The organism is Moorena sp. SIO4A5, from assembly GCF_010672005.1.
In the GTDB taxonomy this organism is placed as follows: Bacteria; Cyanobacteriota; Cyanobacteriia; order Cyanobacteriales; family Coleofasciculaceae; genus Moorena.
In genome coordinates this window covers 1-17,684 of record NZ_JAAHHZ010000042.1, presented here as the reverse complement: position 1 = coordinate 17,684, position 17,684 = coordinate 1, and the positions used below count along the sequence as shown (strand labels likewise).

Annotated in this window: 18 protein-coding genes and 1 pseudogene; 7 read left to right on the top strand and 12 right to left on the bottom strand. The window is 44.6% G+C overall.

The window, feature by feature from the left end; genetic code table 11:
* Window positions 1-8 precede the first annotated feature (8 nt).
* Complete coding sequence (locus F6K57_RS15035; RefSeq protein ID WP_075902850.1) at window positions 9-629, bottom strand: heme-binding protein; 621 nt, start codon at window positions 627-629, stop codon at window positions 9-11.
* A gap of 270 nt (window positions 630-899) precedes the next feature.
* Between F6K57_RS15035 and F6K57_RS15030 the strand changes: the two genes are divergently transcribed.
* The 3 genes from F6K57_RS15030 (at window position 900) to F6K57_RS15020 (ending at window position 2,443) form a co-directional block, all read left to right on the top strand.
* On the top strand, window positions 900-1,373 hold the full coding sequence (locus F6K57_RS15030; protein WP_293068880.1) for an EVE domain-containing protein: 474 nt from the start codon (window positions 900-902) through the stop codon (window positions 1,371-1,373).
* 20 nt (window positions 1,374-1,393) lie between these two features.
* The gene (locus tag F6K57_RS15025) at window positions 1,394-1,741 is read left to right on the top strand and encodes a hypothetical protein (protein ID WP_293043440.1); all 348 of its coding nucleotides are present in this window, start codon (window positions 1,394-1,396) and stop codon (window positions 1,739-1,741) included.
* Window positions 1,742-2,008: 267 nt separating this feature from the next.
* Window positions 2,009-2,443 carry a hypothetical protein gene (locus F6K57_RS15020; protein ID WP_293019080.1) on the top strand — a complete coding sequence of 145 codons (435 nt, stop codon included), beginning with the start codon at window positions 2,009-2,011 and terminating at the stop codon, window positions 2,441-2,443.
* A gap of 173 nt (window positions 2,444-2,616) precedes the next feature.
* Here F6K57_RS15020 and F6K57_RS15015 read toward each other — a convergent pair whose 3' ends face one another.
* The 3 genes from F6K57_RS15015 to F6K57_RS15005 form a co-directional block, all read right to left on the bottom strand.
* Window positions 2,617-4,374, bottom strand: a complete 1,758-nt coding sequence (locus tag F6K57_RS15015) for a peroxidase family protein (protein ID WP_293019082.1) — start codon at window positions 4,372-4,374, stop codon at window positions 2,617-2,619.
* Between the two features lie 315 nt (window positions 4,375-4,689).
* Window positions 4,690-5,982 (bottom strand): cytochrome P450, encoded by a 1,293-nt coding sequence (locus F6K57_RS15010; RefSeq protein ID WP_293068875.1) that lies wholly within the window; start codon window positions 5,980-5,982, stop codon window positions 4,690-4,692.
* A 195-nt stretch (window positions 5,983-6,177) separates the two neighbouring features.
* Complete coding sequence (locus tag F6K57_RS15005; protein ID WP_293019085.1) at window positions 6,178-6,417, bottom strand: SDR family NAD(P)-dependent oxidoreductase; 240 nt, start codon at window positions 6,415-6,417, stop codon at window positions 6,178-6,180.
* A 910-nt stretch (window positions 6,418-7,327) separates the two neighbouring features.
* Here F6K57_RS15005 and F6K57_RS15000 point away from each other — a divergent pair.
* On the top strand, window positions 7,328-8,134 hold the full coding sequence (locus F6K57_RS15000) for an NADH:flavin oxidoreductase (RefSeq protein WP_293068871.1): 807 nt from the start codon (window positions 7,328-7,330) through the stop codon (window positions 8,132-8,134).
* A gap of 151 nt (window positions 8,135-8,285) precedes the next feature.
* On the opposite strand, the gene F6K57_RS14995 is transcribed toward F6K57_RS15000, so the two are convergent.
* The 4 genes from F6K57_RS14995 to F6K57_RS14980 form a co-directional block, all read right to left on the bottom strand.
* Window positions 8,286-9,461, bottom strand: coding sequence for a catalase family protein (locus tag F6K57_RS14995; protein ID WP_293068868.1), 1,176 nt, complete (start codon window positions 9,459-9,461; stop codon window positions 8,286-8,288).
* 65 nt (window positions 9,462-9,526) lie between these two features.
* Window positions 9,527-10,978 carry a Dyp-type peroxidase gene (locus F6K57_RS14990; RefSeq protein WP_293068865.1) on the bottom strand — a complete coding sequence of 484 codons (1,452 nt, stop codon included), beginning with the start codon at window positions 10,976-10,978 and terminating at the stop codon, window positions 9,527-9,529.
* 60 nt (window positions 10,979-11,038) lie between these two features.
* On the bottom strand, window positions 11,039-12,361 hold the full coding sequence (locus tag F6K57_RS14985) for a hypothetical protein (protein ID WP_293068862.1): 1,323 nt from the start codon (window positions 12,359-12,361) through the stop codon (window positions 11,039-11,041).
* A gap of 69 nt (window positions 12,362-12,430) precedes the next feature.
* Window positions 12,431-12,862, bottom strand: a complete 432-nt coding sequence (locus F6K57_RS14980; protein ID WP_293068860.1) for a hypothetical protein — start codon at window positions 12,860-12,862, stop codon at window positions 12,431-12,433.
* Window positions 12,863-13,307: 445 nt separating this feature from the next.
* Here F6K57_RS14980 and F6K57_RS41990 point away from each other — a divergent pair, with 445 nt between their 5' ends.
* A complete protein-coding gene (locus tag F6K57_RS41990) occupies window positions 13,308-13,541 on the top strand; it encodes a transposase (RefSeq protein ID WP_364302975.1) in 234 nt (77 codons plus the stop codon).
* A 465-nt stretch (window positions 13,542-14,006) separates the two neighbouring features.
* Here the strand turns inward: F6K57_RS41990 and F6K57_RS14975 are convergent, their stop codons facing one another.
* Together F6K57_RS14975 and cobU are read right to left on the bottom strand one after the other, a co-directional pair.
* Window positions 14,007-14,438, bottom strand: a complete 432-nt coding sequence (locus F6K57_RS14975; RefSeq protein WP_293068857.1) for a hypothetical protein — start codon at window positions 14,436-14,438, stop codon at window positions 14,007-14,009.
* 79 nt (window positions 14,439-14,517) lie between these two features.
* Entirely contained in the window at window positions 14,518-15,123 is a 606-nt protein-coding gene (gene cobU / locus F6K57_RS14970; protein ID WP_293068854.1) for a bifunctional adenosylcobinamide kinase/adenosylcobinamide-phosphate guanylyltransferase, read from the bottom strand.
* 107 nt (window positions 15,124-15,230) lie between these two features.
* Here cobU and F6K57_RS14965 point away from each other — a divergent pair, with 107 nt between their 5' ends.
* Window positions 15,231-15,956, top strand: a complete 726-nt coding sequence (locus tag F6K57_RS14965) for a hypothetical protein (RefSeq protein ID WP_293068851.1) — start codon at window positions 15,231-15,233, stop codon at window positions 15,954-15,956.
* A gap of 40 nt (window positions 15,957-15,996) precedes the next feature.
* Here F6K57_RS14965 and F6K57_RS14960 read toward each other — a convergent pair whose 3' ends face one another.
* Window positions 15,997-17,244, bottom strand: a complete 1,248-nt coding sequence (locus tag F6K57_RS14960; protein WP_070394933.1) for an RNA-guided endonuclease TnpB family protein — start codon at window positions 17,242-17,244, stop codon at window positions 15,997-15,999.
* Here F6K57_RS14960 and F6K57_RS14955 point away from each other — a divergent pair.
* Window positions 17,243-17,524: a hypothetical protein gene (locus F6K57_RS14955; RefSeq protein WP_293068847.1), complete on the top strand. Its 282-nt coding sequence runs from the start codon at window positions 17,243-17,245 to the stop codon at window positions 17,522-17,524. The two genes, F6K57_RS14960 and F6K57_RS14955, sit on opposite strands and share 2 nt — an antisense overlap.
* On the opposite strand, the pseudogene F6K57_RS14950 reads toward F6K57_RS14955, so the two are convergent.
* Window positions 17,499-17,684: pseudogene (locus F6K57_RS14950) on the bottom strand (transcriptional regulator); the annotation flags it as partial. The gene F6K57_RS14955 and the pseudogene F6K57_RS14950 overlap by 26 nt on opposite strands.

The window sequence follows — 17,684 nt, the reverse complement described above, 5'->3', positions numbered from 1 at the left end:
AATTGGTATTAGTCATTTACCGCTCTAATGGGAACTTGAACTTCACTGCGCTTTAGGGGTTCCGGAACAAAGGGAGAATCATAGAAAAAGCGACGGGGTTTACCAACGACGGTATACTCCGAGTGTTGGGCTAACCATTCCTTCAACTGCTCAATACTTTGTTGGTAGCTGATATAACTATAGCTACCTTTCATCCCAAGGCTGACTACTGTCATCGGTGGTATGTCTTCTACCTGAATATTCTTTTCAATCTGCTCAGGAGTGATATTACGGCGGTGGTATAGAAATGATACATAGGCAACACCAAGCTGAGCAAGGGAATCTCCCTGACTACTTTCCAGGGTACTGATCGGATAACGAGTTTCGACCGGAGCAGTCATGGAAATATCGTTAGAGCTAATATGACGGTACAGGGAGCCAAAAGCACGATTAGCTGCCTCAGACAGCTCCCCAGAGTAGGGTACTGTGGCAGCGCGATAGGCAGGGTAGTGTTTGATTTCGATTTTGCCAGCTGGGGTAGGAGGTGGAAACCCTTCTGGTAGGGGAGCAGAGGCAGCACTGAACACTCTCCATCCCAGTAAGACAATTGCCAGTAAGCCTACAGGCAAGAGAAATTTGGATAGCTTCATCAGGGAGCAAAATTAACTAACAGTGGAAGACTACGCCTTGTTTAGCAAGTTCAAGATCATTATAGTTATAAGAAGAAGGAAAAATTACGAATAACAAAAAGCGACTTGAGCATAAACCAACTAACTAACCGGACTTGATCAGCATTTCCAAATAGATAAGGAAACCAAATCCTGATTTCGGATAACACCAAAAAATCATCGGGTTGTCTTGATGCAGTCGCTTTTTTGATCAATACTAGTTTCACATCTCCTTTTAAAAGCCTATAACTAATGAATTACTGGTTGATGAAGTCGGAACCACAAGTCTATAGCATCACTGATCTGGAAAAAGAAGGTAAAACAATTTGGGATGGGGTTCGTAATTACCAAGCTCGAAACTTTCTGCGTGAAATGAAGGAGGGAGACTTGGCTTTTTTCTACCATTCCAATACTAAACCCCCTGGAATTGTGGGCTTAATGGAAATTATTAAAAGTGAAGTAGTTGACCCGACTCAATTTGACCAAACTAGCCGTTACTACGACCCCAAATCAAGTGTTGAATCTCCGCGCTGGCATACTGTGGTAGTGCAATTTGTCGATGTTTTTCCCCATTTGCTAGAGCTTTCAACCCTTAAACAGGAGTTTAGCGACCAAGAGCTATGGGTGACCAGACGTGGAAATCGACTCTCGGTGATGCCAGTTTCTCAGGCAGTAGCTCATAAAATTCTAGGTATCACTCAAGCCAAAAATCCAAGTCAAAGGTAATATTTCAGGCCGATTAATGAATGATAAACTTGTCACGAGCAGTAAAATGGCGAAGACGCCTAAGACTTTGGGGGTTATTAACCCTAGCACTTTTTTTGTGTGGCTGGCTGCTAATTAATACTCTGAGATTGCAGGCAGCAGCATCAGCACCTGTGGATACGTTCTTTGTCCTAGGGGGGAGTATTCGTCGAGAAATCCATGTTGCTGAATTAGTCAAACAGCACCCAGACAAGCGAATTCTGATTTCTCATGGATCCCCAGACCCCTGCATTTGGCTAATTTTTCAGCGGGAGATGGCATCTTCGGAACAGGTTTGGTTAGAAAAGTGTGCTAATTCTACCTTTGGTAACTTTTTCTTTAGCTTCTAGCAAAAGAAGCCCCACAACGAACATTCGCAGCATGAGTGTGGGATGAATTTTGCACAAGATATTTATGTAATAGGGAACAATTACGATTGAAGATCGTCTATAATAAAAGAAGTAGGGAAGACAAATTAAGAGCTAACCGCCACCTACTTACTAAAAATAGAACTTATTTATTGTTCCGGCGCGGAGGGGCATCCAGTGTCGTTAATAAAGCTTACCGAATATCCGTTCCCGTTAGGTGGAGTTGGTAAGAAGCCCACACTGTAATCTTTGATAAGCGTGTGGGAGTATGTCACTATCCCAATTTTCCGGCGTTGGGGTGTTCGTAGGGTTAAGTTAATTACCTCTTGCACCCATCTACCACGGGCTCAGTGGATGGCGCAAATTCTACTGGGAGCTCATGGGATTTGGGTAGACACAGATTTGGTGCCAGAGAAAGGTATTCCTGGTAATTCAGAATCCCCTCTCAAAACTGGGATAGACATTGCTCGCAGCTTGGTTTGGGCGCTGCTGTCTCAAGTCATTCAACCCCGATGCTCTGATCTAATCCAGCTCACGGATGTAGACATGAAGGCTTGGGGTGAGTCGGGTTTCAAGTGTGAGCGTCAGGGCGGAATTTCCTCAGGTGCGACCCGTGGCGAATTTATAGCAGAAGTCAGAAGTCAGAAGTCAGAAGTCAGAAGTCAAACTCTTGCGCTTACTTAGGTTTGAGACTTTTGTCATGTCCGCGCCTGCCCTGGCGACTGCTATAATTCTTAATGGGTCAAGCGCACCTAGGGAGATTTGATCTCTACTGTCATTGGTGCAAACCAAAAGCAACAATCCCCGTCTCTGAGCGAGCGGAGATTGTCAATTAACCCAAAGGTTCAACTGAGCCATTATTTGACTATGCGCTTCCAGGGAGCAAAGCCATTTTCAACACCCTTCAGACTAGCAGCTAAGCTGGGGTAATGTCGGAGCACAACACTTATGAAAGTGTTCTTTTCAATCCAGTCCAAACCGAATTGAGTATAGATTTCGGCAGTGTAATCCTTGGTAAAGAAGCGATCGCTTTTCAGTCGTCGGGATGCCATCAGAATGAATATCCGAAAGGCGGTATCGCTGAAACCAAATCCCTTGGGAGGATTTTCGGCAAACATACCTATCATTAGGTCTACACTATCGATATCATTGTTGTAAACCTCCCGCAATTCTTTCGCCCATTCTGGCTTCTCAGTGATTTCCTCGAAGGATTTAACTCGATCGCGACCAATTAGTTCCCGGAACTGGTTGTAGCGGGGAACCCCTCGCTCCCGGTCTCGCAGGATATCTACAGCAGCTAAGTCAAATACTTCACCGTTGTCCCTCACTAGCTGCTGCAATTTCTTTGGATAATTGTAAAGGGTGACAGCACCTGGGTGGCTGATTCCGAAGGTGTAGAATAAATCAGCTATATCTACCTGTTCTAGAATGGCACGTGAGCGCTTGCCAGACACTTCAAAAAAGTCTTTCGTCAGCAGCTCTTTACCGTCTTTAACTGAGTAAAACGGGAATTCATCGGGGATGAGGGGATGCATCCGATACACAGAAACGAATTCTTCGGTGAGGTAGTAGGGAGCACTGTGGTGGTCAATAGATGATCCGATAATGCCGCTGACTACTTCACTGTCCCCAATACGCCCAAAGCGATTTTTGAATTCCTCACCCAATATACCCCACCAATTCGTTCTCATGGCAACTTGCAAAGCGGGATGTGCCAGGATGCCCGGAGTCCATTCCACAGTATGAATTTTAGCTAGCAAGGCAGCATTAATCAGTCGAGCGTGGTCGAACAGGTCATCATCTGTCCAGTCAGGGTATTGTTTTTTCAGATGATCACAGATAGTGTTGTGCTCTTTGACGAACAGGATATGCAACATGCTTAGTCCTATCCACCAGTTATCGTCAAAGCCCACAATATCGATTCCGTTCTCTGGGTTGACAGGTAACAAACCGTCATCACCAATGATCATCTTACCATCGACATGGCTACGCACCTTATCAATAGTTTCCTGATTACTGCCATAGATTTGGGAAGCATCCCACCAGTGAGTTTCTTGGTTGATAAAGGTTGGGGGATTTTTGGTATCGTCTTCAGAACGAGTAGGGTCTTTTGGAGTTTTTTCGATTTCCAGAGGTCTATGCTCTTCGGGCCAGGGGTCATCCTGTTCCAGAGGAATCTCGATTTTCTCTTCGGAATCATTAAAGGTATGAGAAAACCAATCGTGAGTCTGGAATTGAATCCAAGCTGCAGCTGTTAGGTTTAAGGTCGAAGCTGGGACAAATTCATCCCGGGTCAATAACTTCCGACTGATCGTACGGGGGTTGGGATTGAGTAAATTCTTTTCGTCGGGGTATGCGTATTTCAGGGCTACATTGCGTCCAAAGCGGGTGCCAGCCATCCCCATTTTGGGATCATTGGGGTCATTAAATGAACCATCCGCTGTACGAATTTTAAGATGGCGACCATCAGGACTAGGAGTCGGTTCAGGGGGCTCCCCTTTTGTGGGTAATTGGGAGGTATCGTGCAGGTTTTCTTCCCGCATATTCTCGCGGAATTTATTTAATTTGAACAGGGCTAGAGGAGTAGGAAACTTATGCCAAGGTTTCTTTGTCATTGTGCTAATTCCTTTAGTTTTTATTACCGAGGTATTTAGTGTTTTAGGTTGGGAGTGTCAGGAATTCCGGTCAGAGCTTACTGCTCACTCCTAAGCTTAGGTGAATAGGACTGAGCATGATCTTAATTAATCCTTAATTCACCGTTGTCTAGCTCTTTCTATTTCTTAGTTTTTTATGTTGATCATAACTCATTAATTTATAAATTAAAGAGGATTGACTAATAAATCTAGTGTTGTATAATTTACAGGGATTGACAGTACCCATCTCGGGTACTCTTTGCTGATCACTCAACTGTCAATTAATTTCACAAGCCGTCAAGGGTTAACAAATTGGATATCCTTTTCTGGGAAGTAGGCTGGTAGAGGGTCTCGGGAGAGTACATTGGTTTTGGATGTCAGCTGCTGCTGGTCTAGGAGAATTGCGATCGCACTCTTACACACAAACAGGATCAAATCCCTTCCGGGGCAAGTACGAGATCCTCTCAGAAACAAATTGGAGTAAGTCGAATTGTCCTGATCGCTCGGATCTAGCCACCGTTGAGGTACAAACGAATCGGTGGATGGGTCTAAAGACCGTTCCCGTTGCATGATTGGGAAAAAGTGTAGAATTTCCATGTCTGGCGGAATACGGGTGTTATTATAAGCGTCGCCAGCTGTTGTAATGTGAAAGGTTCTGGTCACTGGAGGGAACAAACGACCAGTTTCCAACAAACAAGCTTCTAAATAGCTGAGTTTAGCAATGGTTGAGGCTTTCTCTAACGAACCCGCTTCCTTGATTTCCTGTCGCACCCGTTCGAGCACTTCTGGTCTAGAGGTAATCATAGTCAGGGTTCTCGCCAGCAAGTCAGTCCCTGAACCAGTAAAGGTAAACATCCAGTGGGGGATTTGTTGCAGGAGTTCCTCTTCAGTAGTGTAGGGCTTTATGCCATGAGCCATAGACAACAGGCATGGCTTTTCAGACGCTTCGCTGCCTTCCCAAAGCTGCTCAAGAGTTTCATAAAATTTTTCTAAACGCTTAGTTTCAAACCTTCCCAATAGAATCCGCTTGATCGGATTTCCCACCATTGAGAATAACACCTGTATATCCTTGATCAACCGCTCAGGAGCAACATTTTCCCCAAACACAATGCCCAGCATTGCCTGACCCATACATTTCCGGATATCCTCAATGTTGGATACTGGCTTTGAAAAAGCACGATGTACCTGTTCGAGGAAAGCCTGTTGGTACTGGTGCTGGGAACCTGTGCCAAGCACTCCCTCATTATAAGGTCTCAGGCGCTGCCACTGTTGATCATGGCTGATAGTGAGGGCGTTGGGGGCAAGAAAAGACATACCATCCTTCTTGAGATTGCCTTCGATATAGCCTTGGCTGTCTGGTGGGTCTTGTAAAATCCGGTCTGATAAGTCACGCCCAGATACTAGCAAGACTTTCTTGAGAAGAAAGTTTAGAATGACATTTTTACTACCATAGCGTTTGATTACATCCTGAATCCAACCCCCTAATACTTTTTCAAGGTCGAAACCACGGGGGTTACGGATAAAGCCACTGGCTAGATTACCCAGAAGCCGTAACAAGTCGAGTACATTGGTAGAAGGGTAGGTGTTCATTATTCATTGCTCATTGTTTTGTTGACAAATCTTTCTTGAGGCTTTCTTTGAAACTTATCCATTGCTTCTATTTTCATGAAGGCTATCAGCTTAAGCCAGAATTTATAAATCCACTGCCTAATCAGAACTAGTGGCTCCTTTCTTGCATGTTTCTTACCACTTGGGTTACTAGATTTCGGGGCATAAATCTTATACTCAGGGCAAGCAACTGGTTTTTGAGACCAGGGACAACACCGGAATAACCCTGACAAATGTCCCAAATTTTTCCCTAAAATCCTCGGCCAGTTGAGATAGTTTCGACTCACTTCTGGCAACTAGTACTAACTTGTAGCCATCGCGAGCAAATAACTTAGTAAATTCATAACCAATGCCACTGGATGCACCAGTAATCAGAGCGGTTTTGGGACGATCCTTTACCTGATTTTTTAGATTCATTTGAGGTGTATTTTTACAAAAATTAACCCAGGAAATCTTGAAGAATTATTTCGATAGCCTTTCCAAAGGAATTGGAAACAAGGATTAGAGTTTTTTCATTACAAAAAATCCCTAGATACTTGATTAGCTCTAGCATGCATGCCTCTTGCCTCTTGCCTTTCCCTAAGGGATTATGTTCACAACTCAAATGGAAATGCTATGTAGGTTATAGTTATCCACTAGTAGTTGTAACTTAAATTACATTTTAAGGAGATCACCAGATCCTAGGGCAATGAAAAATCAAACCAATGAAGCACGCAGAGGGACTATAGTTGAGGTATAGCATACTTTTGAGAAATTTAGGGAGAATGGAGACCCTAGCTGAAGTAGGTGGTTCAGTTGCCAAAAATCTCTCTATTGCCTTGATAGTTATCCTCACAGGGAGCTTTTCCAAAACCCGATTGTTGTTAAAAAACTTAATAATCATGAAATATCAATGGTCGTTAAGTCATAATGGAAAGTGTTGGAAATTATAGTTTTTCGAGGAGAGACTTAACAACATCCAACTGGGGAGCAAGATTTTGTCAGGACTTACCCAAAATTGGCCAACAAACGCCCTTATACAAATTTGTGATAGTTCAATGACTCCTCCCCCACCCCAAAGCAAGGGGATTGGGTCAAAGGGGATAGTCACTGACAGTAATTTATTCCTAGCCTAGGGACAGCGCGTAGCAGAGAATCGGGGATCAGAACCAAATAAGCGTCACAAAATAGAAAGGAAAAAAGACAAATGACATCCTTATTGTTATTTACTCTCAATAGCAGCCTTAGAAAGTTTTCCTAAAAAAATATTCGGCCAGCATCTGGAATGCTAGGCATTGAGCTTGTAGCTTGCTTTATTCCGACAAAAGCCAAGATTCAACTAAATCAAATGGAAAAGGATATAATTTTTGAACCGTTGGAGTTCCGAAACTTGACCCTAAAGAATCGGATCTTTCGTTCTAATATCTCTGGTCGATTTGACAACTATGATGGTTCCGGTAACCAGGCACGGATCAATTGGGAAGAGAAATTTGCCCGAGGCGGCGTCGGTGCAATCGTCTCTTGCTTTACACCAGTCCAAATCCGAGGACGAATTTTACCTAACTATGCCACGATTGACCGGGATGATCGAATTCCTTTCTGGCGCAAGGTCGGGGAGAAAGTTCATGAATATGACTGTAAGTTTTTGATGCAACTGAGCCACTCTGGTCGTCAGCGGGATGTTGGTGGTGTGGAGAATTTGTATAATAAGGGTCTTAGTTCAACCAGTGAAACTGAGTCATTTCATGGGCTGGAGTGTCAGGCAATGACACGCAAGGAAATCAAGGAAATGATTCAGGCGTTCGCTGATGGTGCCAGACGAGCTCGTGAGGCAGGACTTGATGGGGTAGAACTGCACAGTGCCAATGGCTATCTGATTACCCAATTTCTGAGTTCAGGCATCAACGACCGCAAGGATGAGTATGGCGGTTCTCTGGAAAATCGAGCTCGTTTCTTACTGGAGATTATCCAGGCAATACGCAAAGAGGTAGGAAACGATTTTCACCTCCAGGCAAAAATCAGTGCAGTGGAATACAACAATGCTGTGATTCCTTGGGACAAGCCTGGAAATACCCTGGAAGACTCTATCCAAATCTGCAAGTGGGTGGAGGAAGCTGGAGCAGATGCCCTTCATGTACCAAATCCGCTTGACTGAGACTCTATTCAAAAAAATCAAAGTCCTTGCCTAGAGAGGATTTGATGATTTGTGTAACTACACTATGATAACCGGATTTGGTATCAATGGGTATTGCCTAGTTCCGTTGGTGTAACTTTTCTGTGTTGAGAGTCTTAACCCAAACTCATATTTATTGATAAATAATCCAATCACTCTGCGGCTCTATTCGTTTATCTCCATTCATCTGCTGCCGAAACTTAGATGTTTCTAGGTAAATATATTTTCTGGCTCTACTTTGGTTACCTAAAGGTCGGTGCTCGGCAATGCAATGCCACGGATTATAGGAGAGATTGCGAGCAAATGCGAGTTGAACTGGTGAATCGAATTCTTGAGCAGGAATACGCAATGTTGCCACTTTGATGTAAGGAGACAGAGTTTCAGACCAGACCACTGAAGCATTTTCAATGGGCATCCGGTGAGGATCTGTTTGAAATTGCACCATGAAATCAAAACAGACCTCTCGTTCGTCCAATACCTTGACCATCGCTTCTCGGAGATAGTCATAGGACGGATTTTTAGGGATAGGGGTTTTCTCGTCAGTGCTGGGTTTAATGGAATATTGGACTGCTTTTCTTTCCCCATAGAGGTAAGGGACACAACTGAAATACCTCACTTCTAAAGGACTGGTATGGGCTTTGGCATAGAGCCCCTGCATGATTGCATCTAACAGATGAGAGTCAAAAGGATTCAGAAAATACCAGGCGGGGGTGTCGTTAAAAACCTGTCGTTGTAACTTGAGATTTTCAATAATATTGGGGGTGGTAAAGGTAGGAGAACTGATACCTGTGAAGTCTTGGGTCATCTTTTCATCATCAATAAGTTTTTCACCTTCTACATCCATCAGTTTGATGCCAATGCTAAGAATGCCATTGTTGTATAAATCATGGGTTTCTAAAGGCCCAGGACCTGAAAACCGCACCCAAGCAGCATAGGTTTTGGTTTCTCGAAAGATTCCTACTCTTAACTCATCAGCTAAATCGGTAAGAACTTCAAAGGTTGCTTTAACAACTCCATAAGTTTTGGTATTGCCAGCTCGCTCAGCAACTTTTCCAGTGTAGTTTTTTTTCAAAAACTCAGTCATTTGCTGAGCAATATCTCGGGTAATTTTTTCTTCATCCGGCAGGAGTTTTTCTTGAGCAATAGCCAGATGATCGTTTTTCCTACTTAGATTGATGATAAATTGGGTAACTGCTTGAATTCTTTTTTGAAACAAGCGGTCGAAGCTATCTCGAATAGCCGGATTCAATCGACGTGTGAAGTTAATTAATTTCACGGAAAGGGCGTTAACTATTTTTGGTATGCTCATGGCTCTCATCCTTCACAAAATCTGATTTTATGAATTAAGTTCTATTGCTTGGTCATTTTGAGCATTTACTCTGAAATCGATGCCAGATACCGGATAGCTTTGATGCCAGGTAAGAAAAAGTAAGCGCCTCCCCGAACGACTACAAATTGCGGTAAATTTTTAATCCGTTTTCTAATCGGTTTTCCTGGAATTGTGAAAATATCGGTATTTCCCATTTTTCCAGGGTGGCGATCGCCCACCAAAGGGTCTGTCTCCTCATAGAGACCGTTAAATTTTGGATTGTTGACCCAAGTATGCTGTACAAACTCAAACTGCCGATTGATATTGGCATTAATACAGATGAAATGGATGCCTCGCTCCCCTGGGTTGGGGTTATTGAGGATGGCTTCTGGATCAAACGATGGACTGATCGGTTCTCCATAGGTTCGACCCCGGCGGAGCAGCCGATGGGTTTTGTTGATGGCTATAGATCTCTCAGTGCCTGGAGCCGGGTCTAAGGAGTCTCGGGGGTTGGAGCGGCGGATATGGGCACCAAAGGGACACCGAAAACCCTGAGGATCTACATGGTGGTAAGCAAAATCATTCTTATCGATAACGTTCGGGTCATCTCGATCTGGGGACTGCACCAGGGAGGTACCACTAGGCCAGCGACCAACCATTTTAGCGGCGAATTTGAGACGCTCCTCAGGGTTACTGGAGCCATCAGGATTTTGGGTGACTTCCTCTAGAAAGCGCCAAAATTCCTCAACTTTTTGGCTCAGATGTCGGAAGACCAGGTAACTACCATTGCGACCGAGATCATGGAAGGCAAATTCACCAGGCGGCAGAATATTGTGAGGATCGAGATCAGGTTTTACCCTGGGACTTTCTGCCAGCAAATTGTATTCATTGTTATAGCCTAGGATAAATTCTCCCGCTTTGATAGTATTATCTGGTGACCCGACCCGGTTAAGACCTTCAATAATAGGTTGACTAATCCCATCTTGAAAACCAAAGTGTTCTCGAAATCTCCCTGCTTCGTCTTTGAGGGTTAAAGTATCCAATTTCAGAATAAACTCAACCCCACCTTTGGGCAACTGATCGACCAGTGTGGTACAAAATTCATCCAATTGCTCATCATCAGTGGCATATAGGAGCAGGAGGATGTGCACTCTCGTCTGCTGCGGATTCGTTCCCCCCCAAACCCATAATTTCGGATCATTTTCACTGTCCTCATGATCGCCAAGAATACGACTGCGATTAGCTTCAGTCATGCCTTCCTTAAACTCTGTGGGGAAAGTGCTGAGGGTGCTTTGATGCAAACCTAAAGTGGTTAATCCTTCGTAAGTAAAGGCAATATTTAGGCAGAGATCGGAGGGGGGATCCTGGCTGGTTTGCACTCGATCTACCAAATTGCTCAGCCACTGTCTAGCTAGAGGGGCGTCCTGGATGTGTAGTAGGACATAGGCAGCAGCTTTGAGATTACCGCAGCCACTGGCGATAATGCTTTGAATATCCTGAACTTCAAGGTGAGACATAGGGCTTCCTGGAGTAGTCGTTAATAGGACATAGCAGCTAGAAAAGAGGGGCAATTTAACTCAGAACCGAGACAGCCATGCTTGCTGTTGAGCAGTGTCTAAAGGTTGGAACAGTCCAGCTCGAATCTGGGCATTGTTGCTGATGTTGACCGCTGAAAGATTGGGATAGGCCGCATACCAAACCTGGCTGCGAATCTGATACTTGCGAAGGACAGCTTTATAAATTTGTTCATCTCTAGCACCACCCTTTACCAGCCAACTGGTTTTGGGATAATCCACCCCGTGACCAAAGATTATGTTTAATCCCCAGGCTAATTTGTTGATGAAGTCATTCATATAGTCTTCTAAGTTGAAATCGTAGTTGCTCATAAACAGCACCCGTCGGCCTTGATCAATCACCACCCAGCGGGCGAAGTGAATGGTGTCTACCCCATATAGATTGAGCAGAGGAACCGTTCCCAAATCACCGTTGTTAAAGACGTGACGAGTGGCAAAATTAGCCAGCCAAAGAATGACCCTCAGGGTGATGTAGCGGAACCAACCCGGTTTGACAAAACCCACCACACTGAATTGATTTTGACTAAAAAAGTCTTCATCTTGGGCAAGGTGAAGGCGATGAAACTGACTTAGTCTAAATTTTGGATCCTGCCTAGGATGAGGAGCTGTTTCCTCTTTCCAGCGCAAAATTGCAACGAATAGGGGGGAGATTGGCAAGAAGGCCAATCCTAGCAGCAGGATTAAGAACAAGCCAACGATCAGATGCAGCTTGTCTCGAATCTGCCACCCTAGATCGGGGGGTACTGCCGGAGTCAGAGCCCAGGAGAGGGAGGGATCTTGCTTCACAAAGTTCTGAATGGCCCGACGAACCGTATCCACATCGGAACCGTCAGCTCCTTGCTGGTGCTGGTAGCGATCTAGAAAGAGCTCGATCTTGTCGTGCAAGTCGGCTTCCTGGCGAACCTGTTGTACTGTGCGACCTATGGTGTTCACATAGAAGGTCTGAGTATTGACCCGGTGTTTCTGCAGGTAGGCGATCCGGCTGCTGACAGTGAGCCGCTGGGGGGAGGGATAGCCTTCGCAGTGGCTAAAAATTCGATCCAACCCATAACCACCCTCCTCCGCTAGTGAGCGCAGATACTCCTTCAGAGGAGCATCAAGGCAATTTGAGAAGGCCAGACTGGGCGGAATTGTGATGCCTAGTAGGGGATCTTTAACCGCCTCCAGGATGACAAACCTGGCGAAATGAACCTGCGGAAACTGAGCAAAGGGAATCAGGTCGTTATGCCCGACGTTTTGCTGGATGGACTGGAGCACTTCCCTCAGGCAGTCCATCTGGTCAGCCTTAATTGGAGCGATTACGGTGAGGGTTTCTTGGTAGGTCATACACCTGTACCGATAGGGGTATCTCTTCTCTAGTCAGGTTATTGGCCAGCCTAGAGACCATTTGGGCGATTAAAATTCCAGGGAGAAACACAACACCCGGGTTGTGTCCCAGTAAGCTTGACCCAGATAAAGACCAGGAGAAACTTCCCGAATTTCATCGCGAATTTTTTGGGCCACAAACGATGTTTTGGAATAGTCCAAAATCGTGGCTTCTCCCTGGGTGAACCAGCTCTCGCCGGGATCAACTTTGGCTTTGATCATCTGGATGCTAAATAGGCTGACACGATTGAGTAAGAAGCCCTGATCTCGATAAAATACCTTCCCCTGCCAGGCTAATAACTTGACTAAGCCAGAGCAGAGATTGCCTGTAGGCAGGCTTGTCAAAGATAAGACAGTGCCTTTCCCTTCTCCATCGGGGATGTCACCCATGGGACTGCGCTGATACAGCTGATCCAACTCGGTCGGAGATAATTTCTGAAGGTCTGCTGTCGTCATGGTCATCTCTAGAATCTTCCTTATTGGTGATTGAATGGGTTAGACAGGTATCGGTTTGTCGGTTTCAGAAACGGGGTGGGCTAAAGAAGCGAGTTTCTCTGAGAATTGCTATATCCTTGGTTGGAGTTCTGTGGTATCTCACCCCTAACTTTTAATTTAATACATTCATCCTGTTTATGGGGTGGTGTTGTTTTTCTGTGTTTAAAAACTTAATCAGAACGGCAACCCATGACTGACAATTTAAAAGCGAATGAATTTTGTCAATACGTCTACGGAGAAGTCGAACCGGTGTAGTGGGGAAAGCGAATGGTGGATTAATAATGCGAGTTAATACCGAGATTATGAACCGAATCCTAGCCAAAGAAAGCTGCTGCTCAAGGGATTGATAAACAGCACCCTGCCTTGCTAGTCCAAAACCTAAGCCCGGTGGCACACCACCAAGAAGCTCGAAATTCCCAAAGGTTTATTTTTAGAGTTTTTACCCCCTTACTCTCCTGAGTTACAGCCAGCAGAGCGGTTATGGCCTCTTCTAGATCAGGCGCTCATCAATCGGGTATTTGAGACGATAGAAGCATTGGAAGAAGCAATTTTCCAGCGTTGTCGTCAACTCATCAAGCAACCTCAAATACTTAGGAGGTTGACTCAATTCCATTGGTGGCCGTCATTGACAACTTGCATTGTCTAATTAAACGGATTCCATATTATTATAAATAACTTGGGTACAGCTCAGATTTTCGGCTCTCCTAGACTGATGATATTAAATTAGTAGTTTAATAGTAGTTTAAATGAAGCTTAACCCCTTAAATAGCAAGGGATTCAATAAACTAAAAATACATTGTCTTAATGCAGTCGCTCATGGTTTGAATTTACCGTAAGATAGGGTCGCCTTATTAAAAAATATTTAACCCTTTTCTGCATAACCTGCTAACTATAAAGGCTCCACTATCTAAGGTTTTGTCTCCGGGGGAAACCCCCAAGACCGCGCTGCATCGCTTTTATTAAAATTGCATTTTTAAATTACTCAAAGCCTTACTTATTAAGCCCTGAGCGCGATTATTTTATACTAATTTATCATCGCCACACTAGGAGAGCCACTTTTTGTTGCCAACCCTACAAGCTAAAAACTAGTATTTTATTTTTTTCTACTCTCTTAAGTAATTTTATTATCAGTAATTTGATTTAAGCGATCGCAAATCCCTCTTAGTTTGGTTTGACTACACACTGGATCTCGTGGTGCTGGCAATTCTGTGTTGGGCCATGTGGGTAAATCAAAACAGGGACAACAGGTTGGTGGTATGCCAGCGGTTTTAATGGGTACAGGCATATCACAACGGGAACAAGGCAGTATATCCCACTTGGGTGTTAATAAATCCGCAATTGTTTCATCAGTTCCTTCCAGGTAACAATCACCAGTCTCTGGTGAAATAGCTAGCTGCCAAATCGTTTCAAATTCTTGGCTGTAGTGCTTGCCATTTGTTAATGATTGTGGCTGCATAGCTAAAAAACCATTGTGCATCACAACTTTTTTGCCTAACTGGAACCAGTAGGTGAGATAGCGTTTGACTTGTTGTTCAGATGCCATGGCTTTGTTAGTAGTTATTTGTTAGGAGTTATTTTTAATCCCCACTGCTGGTCTCTTCCCCCTCTTGCCATGGATTGGATTAGGTTTGAGGTGATTGGCCAACAGTACCATTATAGGGTAATGGTTGACCCAAAGTACTGAGATTAAGCACATGACCACCGGTGACTAAGTAGACTGGGTTAGCCAAGTGCCCCAAATGACGCACCACATTTCCCAAGCGATCGCGAAACGCCCTACCCATAGGATAAGCTGGCACCACTCCCCAGCCAGCCTCTTCTGCAACAAAAATTACAGAACCTTTAACTTTGCTCAAACTATTCCATAAGCTTTGTAACGTTTGGTGCCAAATCGTATCATTCTGTTCTAAGCAATTAGCAACCCAGGTTCCTAGAGAATCTACTAACAGGCAGTGATTGATGTCAGAATAGTTGGTAATTGTTCCTGCCAAGTCCAGTGGTACCAAAAGGGTTGTCCACGAACTGGGGCGTCGCTGCTGATGTTTTTCAATCCGGGCCAGCCACTCTGGATCATCCGGGTTGGTTGTGGCAGTAGCAACGTATATTACCGATTTCCCAGTCTGCATCGCCAGGGTTTCTGCCCACTCGCTTTTGCCAGACCTGGATGGTCCGGTGACTAAAATTAAATTAGTGCTCAATTTGGTACTGGTAAATTTGGTACTATTCAAGGCTATTGGGAGTTATATTGCCATTGCGCGAAAATTAATAAAGCTTATAGTTCAATAATGGGCATCTTCCCCCTTGAAATCAACTATATTTCCTCAAATCAGTCTTCATGAAATCAAAATTGCGACGGATCGAGACAACACTAAATCAGTTAGCAAAAGCTAGTGCCACTGATTCATCAAAACCATCCCCAGCTGTGGCTGATCAAACTAATCACCAACAAGCAGGTGTAGTAAGTCGTAGAAATAAAAAGGAACCTTCTTTCTCTATGGCAGTACAACCGTTCCCTACTCGCCAGGATGAACAGAAGATACCGACTCTGCCTAGATTGAAATACCCTAAACTGGGAAACCATCGCCATGGTGCTAATCCAGCTTTGGCCATGAATCTGTTGCAAGACATTGAGGGAATTGTTCTGGGTTGGCAGCAGGAACTGCACAAAATCCTCCGGCAAATTCAAGACCTATACTTAGAAGGACCAATTGTTGATGGCTGGTTAGAGTCTCAAGCGAGTCAACCCCAAGATGCCATAGGAACCGTAAGACTAGCCCATGGTGACCGGATGATGGACTATGTGGATGAAGGGGTTGAGCAATCTAATACTAATGTTACCTATCAATCTCCTCGTACTGGTTATCGTCTTTGTGGCTTGGATGAGCAGGGTCAATCTTGGTCAAGGTTTTGTCCAGCAGATCAGGTTCCCAGTGTGAGCATGGCCATCGCTCGTTATCAAAAACTGCGACAACTATTGATTCGGAAAAAATACCTCGAAGATCGCCTTAGTCAACTAGCAGAAACATTAACTGTGATGCACTCTCAGCTAAATAGGCCTTGACATCCTCCCCACCCTATAGAGGGATGGGGATTCCGAAGAATCACTTCTTGGAGTTCCTGGTTGTTCCCTGGCGGGATTTCGGCACTTGGCTAGAGGTTTGAGCCCCCGCTAGTACGCCTGCACAGGCAGTTTCCATTCCCCGATTGCCCACGGGTACTGAGTTTACTCCACGCCATAACACCATCTCGGCAGCCGCATGATCGCGATGAGTCTGGTATCCACATTCAGGACAATGATGAACCCTTTCCCCAAGGGGCTTACCCACAGTTGCGCCGCAACTTGGACAGGTTTGACTTGTACCGTTGGGATTGACTCGCATAAAAAATACCCCCCGTTTCCAGCACACCCATTCCAGGCGAGAAAGAAACGCCCCAAAGGATGCATCAATACACTCTTTGCGGAGCATCCCTCGGTTGAGTCCAACTGTATTCAGGTCTTCTGCAAAAATGGTTTGAGCTTGGTCACAAAGGTTATGTGCCGTTTTGTAATGGAAGTCTTTGCGCTTGGCGGTAATCTCATTATGCAATCGCGCCACCTTGATTTGAGCTTTTTCCCAGTTAGCAGAACGCTTTTGTTTTCGTGCGGCTCGACGTTGCAGCAATTTCAGCTTGCTGTATTGAGACTTCAAAAACTTAGGACGTTCAAAAAAGTTGCCATCAGATGTGGTGGCGAATCGCTCCAATCCCAAGTCAATGCCAATCGCTCTACCATGAACAGAAATATCGGGAATCGACACTTGAGATTGAATCGAAACAATTACATACCATTGGGTTCCACGAGCCTTAGACAACACCCTTACTTGCTTGACTTTAAATCCATCTGGAATTGGGCGACTATAGCTAATTAGGATACTTCCAATCTTGGGCAGTTTAATTTCAAAGCCATTAATTGGGTTGTCTTTGAACTGTGGAAACAAGAAAGACTTGAATTGTCCAAACTTCTTAAACCTTGGAAATCCAAAACCACGTTTTTGAAATGCTTTCCATGTGTCATGCAACCTCCGAATCGTAGTTTGCAACACTTGAGAATAAACATTCTTGAGGTCTGGCCAGGTCTGTTTCAATTTAGGCAAATCATTTTGCTGACGATGATAAGATGGAAAAGGGACGTCGGCGGGAATAATGTATTCCCGATTCAATGAACACCTATCCATCAAACACTTACGGGAGTTGATCCAGTCCTTAAGTTCGCCCAATGCACGGTTATAAACCTGGCGCGACGTTTCCAGCCATTCGAGCATTGTTGCCGATTGGTGCAGGTCTGGATAAATACGGTAAGTGTAGTTCATGGTAAGCATAACCGGATTTTACCACACAGCCGCACGAGTGTTAAAATCTCAAATACTAAAAATAATTGGCTTAGCAACGCCCTCCCTATCCATCCCCACCCTGAAGAAGGATGGGGAATTCCGTGAAAAAAGGTTAATCAAAGCTGCTGATGGGAGCGTCAATTTTTTTTTGCGATTGACCTTTGGTCACGCTTTCGGCAAAGCCGACGCTGCGCGAACGCGAACGCACTCACTTAGAGCCGATGCTTCCCAAGCTAAAAACTACCTGGAATCTCTCTAACAAAGCCCAAATGGGGTTCGATGCGACCTGTACTCATGCTCACCCAAGCTAGTCCTTCCGAAGTTCCGATCCACAACTTGTTACCAGTATTAGGAGCTAATGCCAGAATACGACTAGAAGGTAGCTTGCCTAGTTTAGCCAAAACTTCTCCACTGTCTCG

Coding starts and splice junctions, on each gene's coding strand:
- F6K57_RS15035 (WP_075902850.1), bottom strand. CDS start 629: ATGAAGCTATCCAAATTTCTCTTGCCTGTAGGCTTACTGGCAATTGTC.
- F6K57_RS15030 (WP_293068880.1), top strand. CDS start 900: ATGAATTACTGGTTGATGAAGTCGGAACCACAAGTCTATAGCATCACT.
- F6K57_RS15025 (WP_293043440.1), top strand. CDS start 1,394: ATGATAAACTTGTCACGAGCAGTAAAATGGCGAAGACGCCTAAGACTT.
- F6K57_RS15015 (WP_293019082.1), bottom strand. CDS start 4,374: ATGACAAAGAAACCTTGGCATAAGTTTCCTACTCCTCTAGCCCTGTTC.
- F6K57_RS15010 (WP_293068875.1), bottom strand. CDS start 5,982: ATGAACACCTACCCTTCTACCAATGTACTCGACTTGTTACGGCTTCTG.
- F6K57_RS15005 (WP_293019085.1), bottom strand. CDS start 6,417: ATGAATCTAAAAAATCAGGTAAAGGATCGTCCCAAAACCGCTCTGATT.
- F6K57_RS15000 (WP_293068871.1), top strand. CDS start 7,328: ATGGAAAAGGATATAATTTTTGAACCGTTGGAGTTCCGAAACTTGACC.
- F6K57_RS14995 (WP_293068868.1), bottom strand. CDS start 9,461: ATGAGCATACCAAAAATAGTTAACGCCCTTTCCGTGAAATTAATTAAC.
- F6K57_RS14990 (WP_293068865.1), bottom strand. CDS start 10,978: ATGTCTCACCTTGAAGTTCAGGATATTCAAAGCATTATCGCCAGTGGC.
- F6K57_RS14985 (WP_293068862.1), bottom strand. CDS start 12,361: ATGACCTACCAAGAAACCCTCACCGTAATCGCTCCAATTAAGGCTGAC.
- F6K57_RS14980 (WP_293068860.1), bottom strand. CDS start 12,862: ATGACCATGACGACAGCAGACCTTCAGAAATTATCTCCGACCGAGTTG.
- F6K57_RS14975 (WP_293068857.1), bottom strand. CDS start 14,438: ATGGCATCTGAACAACAAGTCAAACGCTATCTCACCTACTGGTTCCAG.
- F6K57_RS14965 (WP_293068851.1), top strand. CDS start 15,231: ATGAAATCAAAATTGCGACGGATCGAGACAACACTAAATCAGTTAGCA.
- F6K57_RS14955 (WP_293068847.1), top strand. CDS start 17,243: ATGGTAAGCATAACCGGATTTTACCACACAGCCGCACGAGTGTTAAAA.
- F6K57_RS14960 (WP_070394933.1), bottom strand. CDS start 17,244: ATGAACTACACTTACCGTATTTATCCAGACCTGCACCAATCGGCAACA.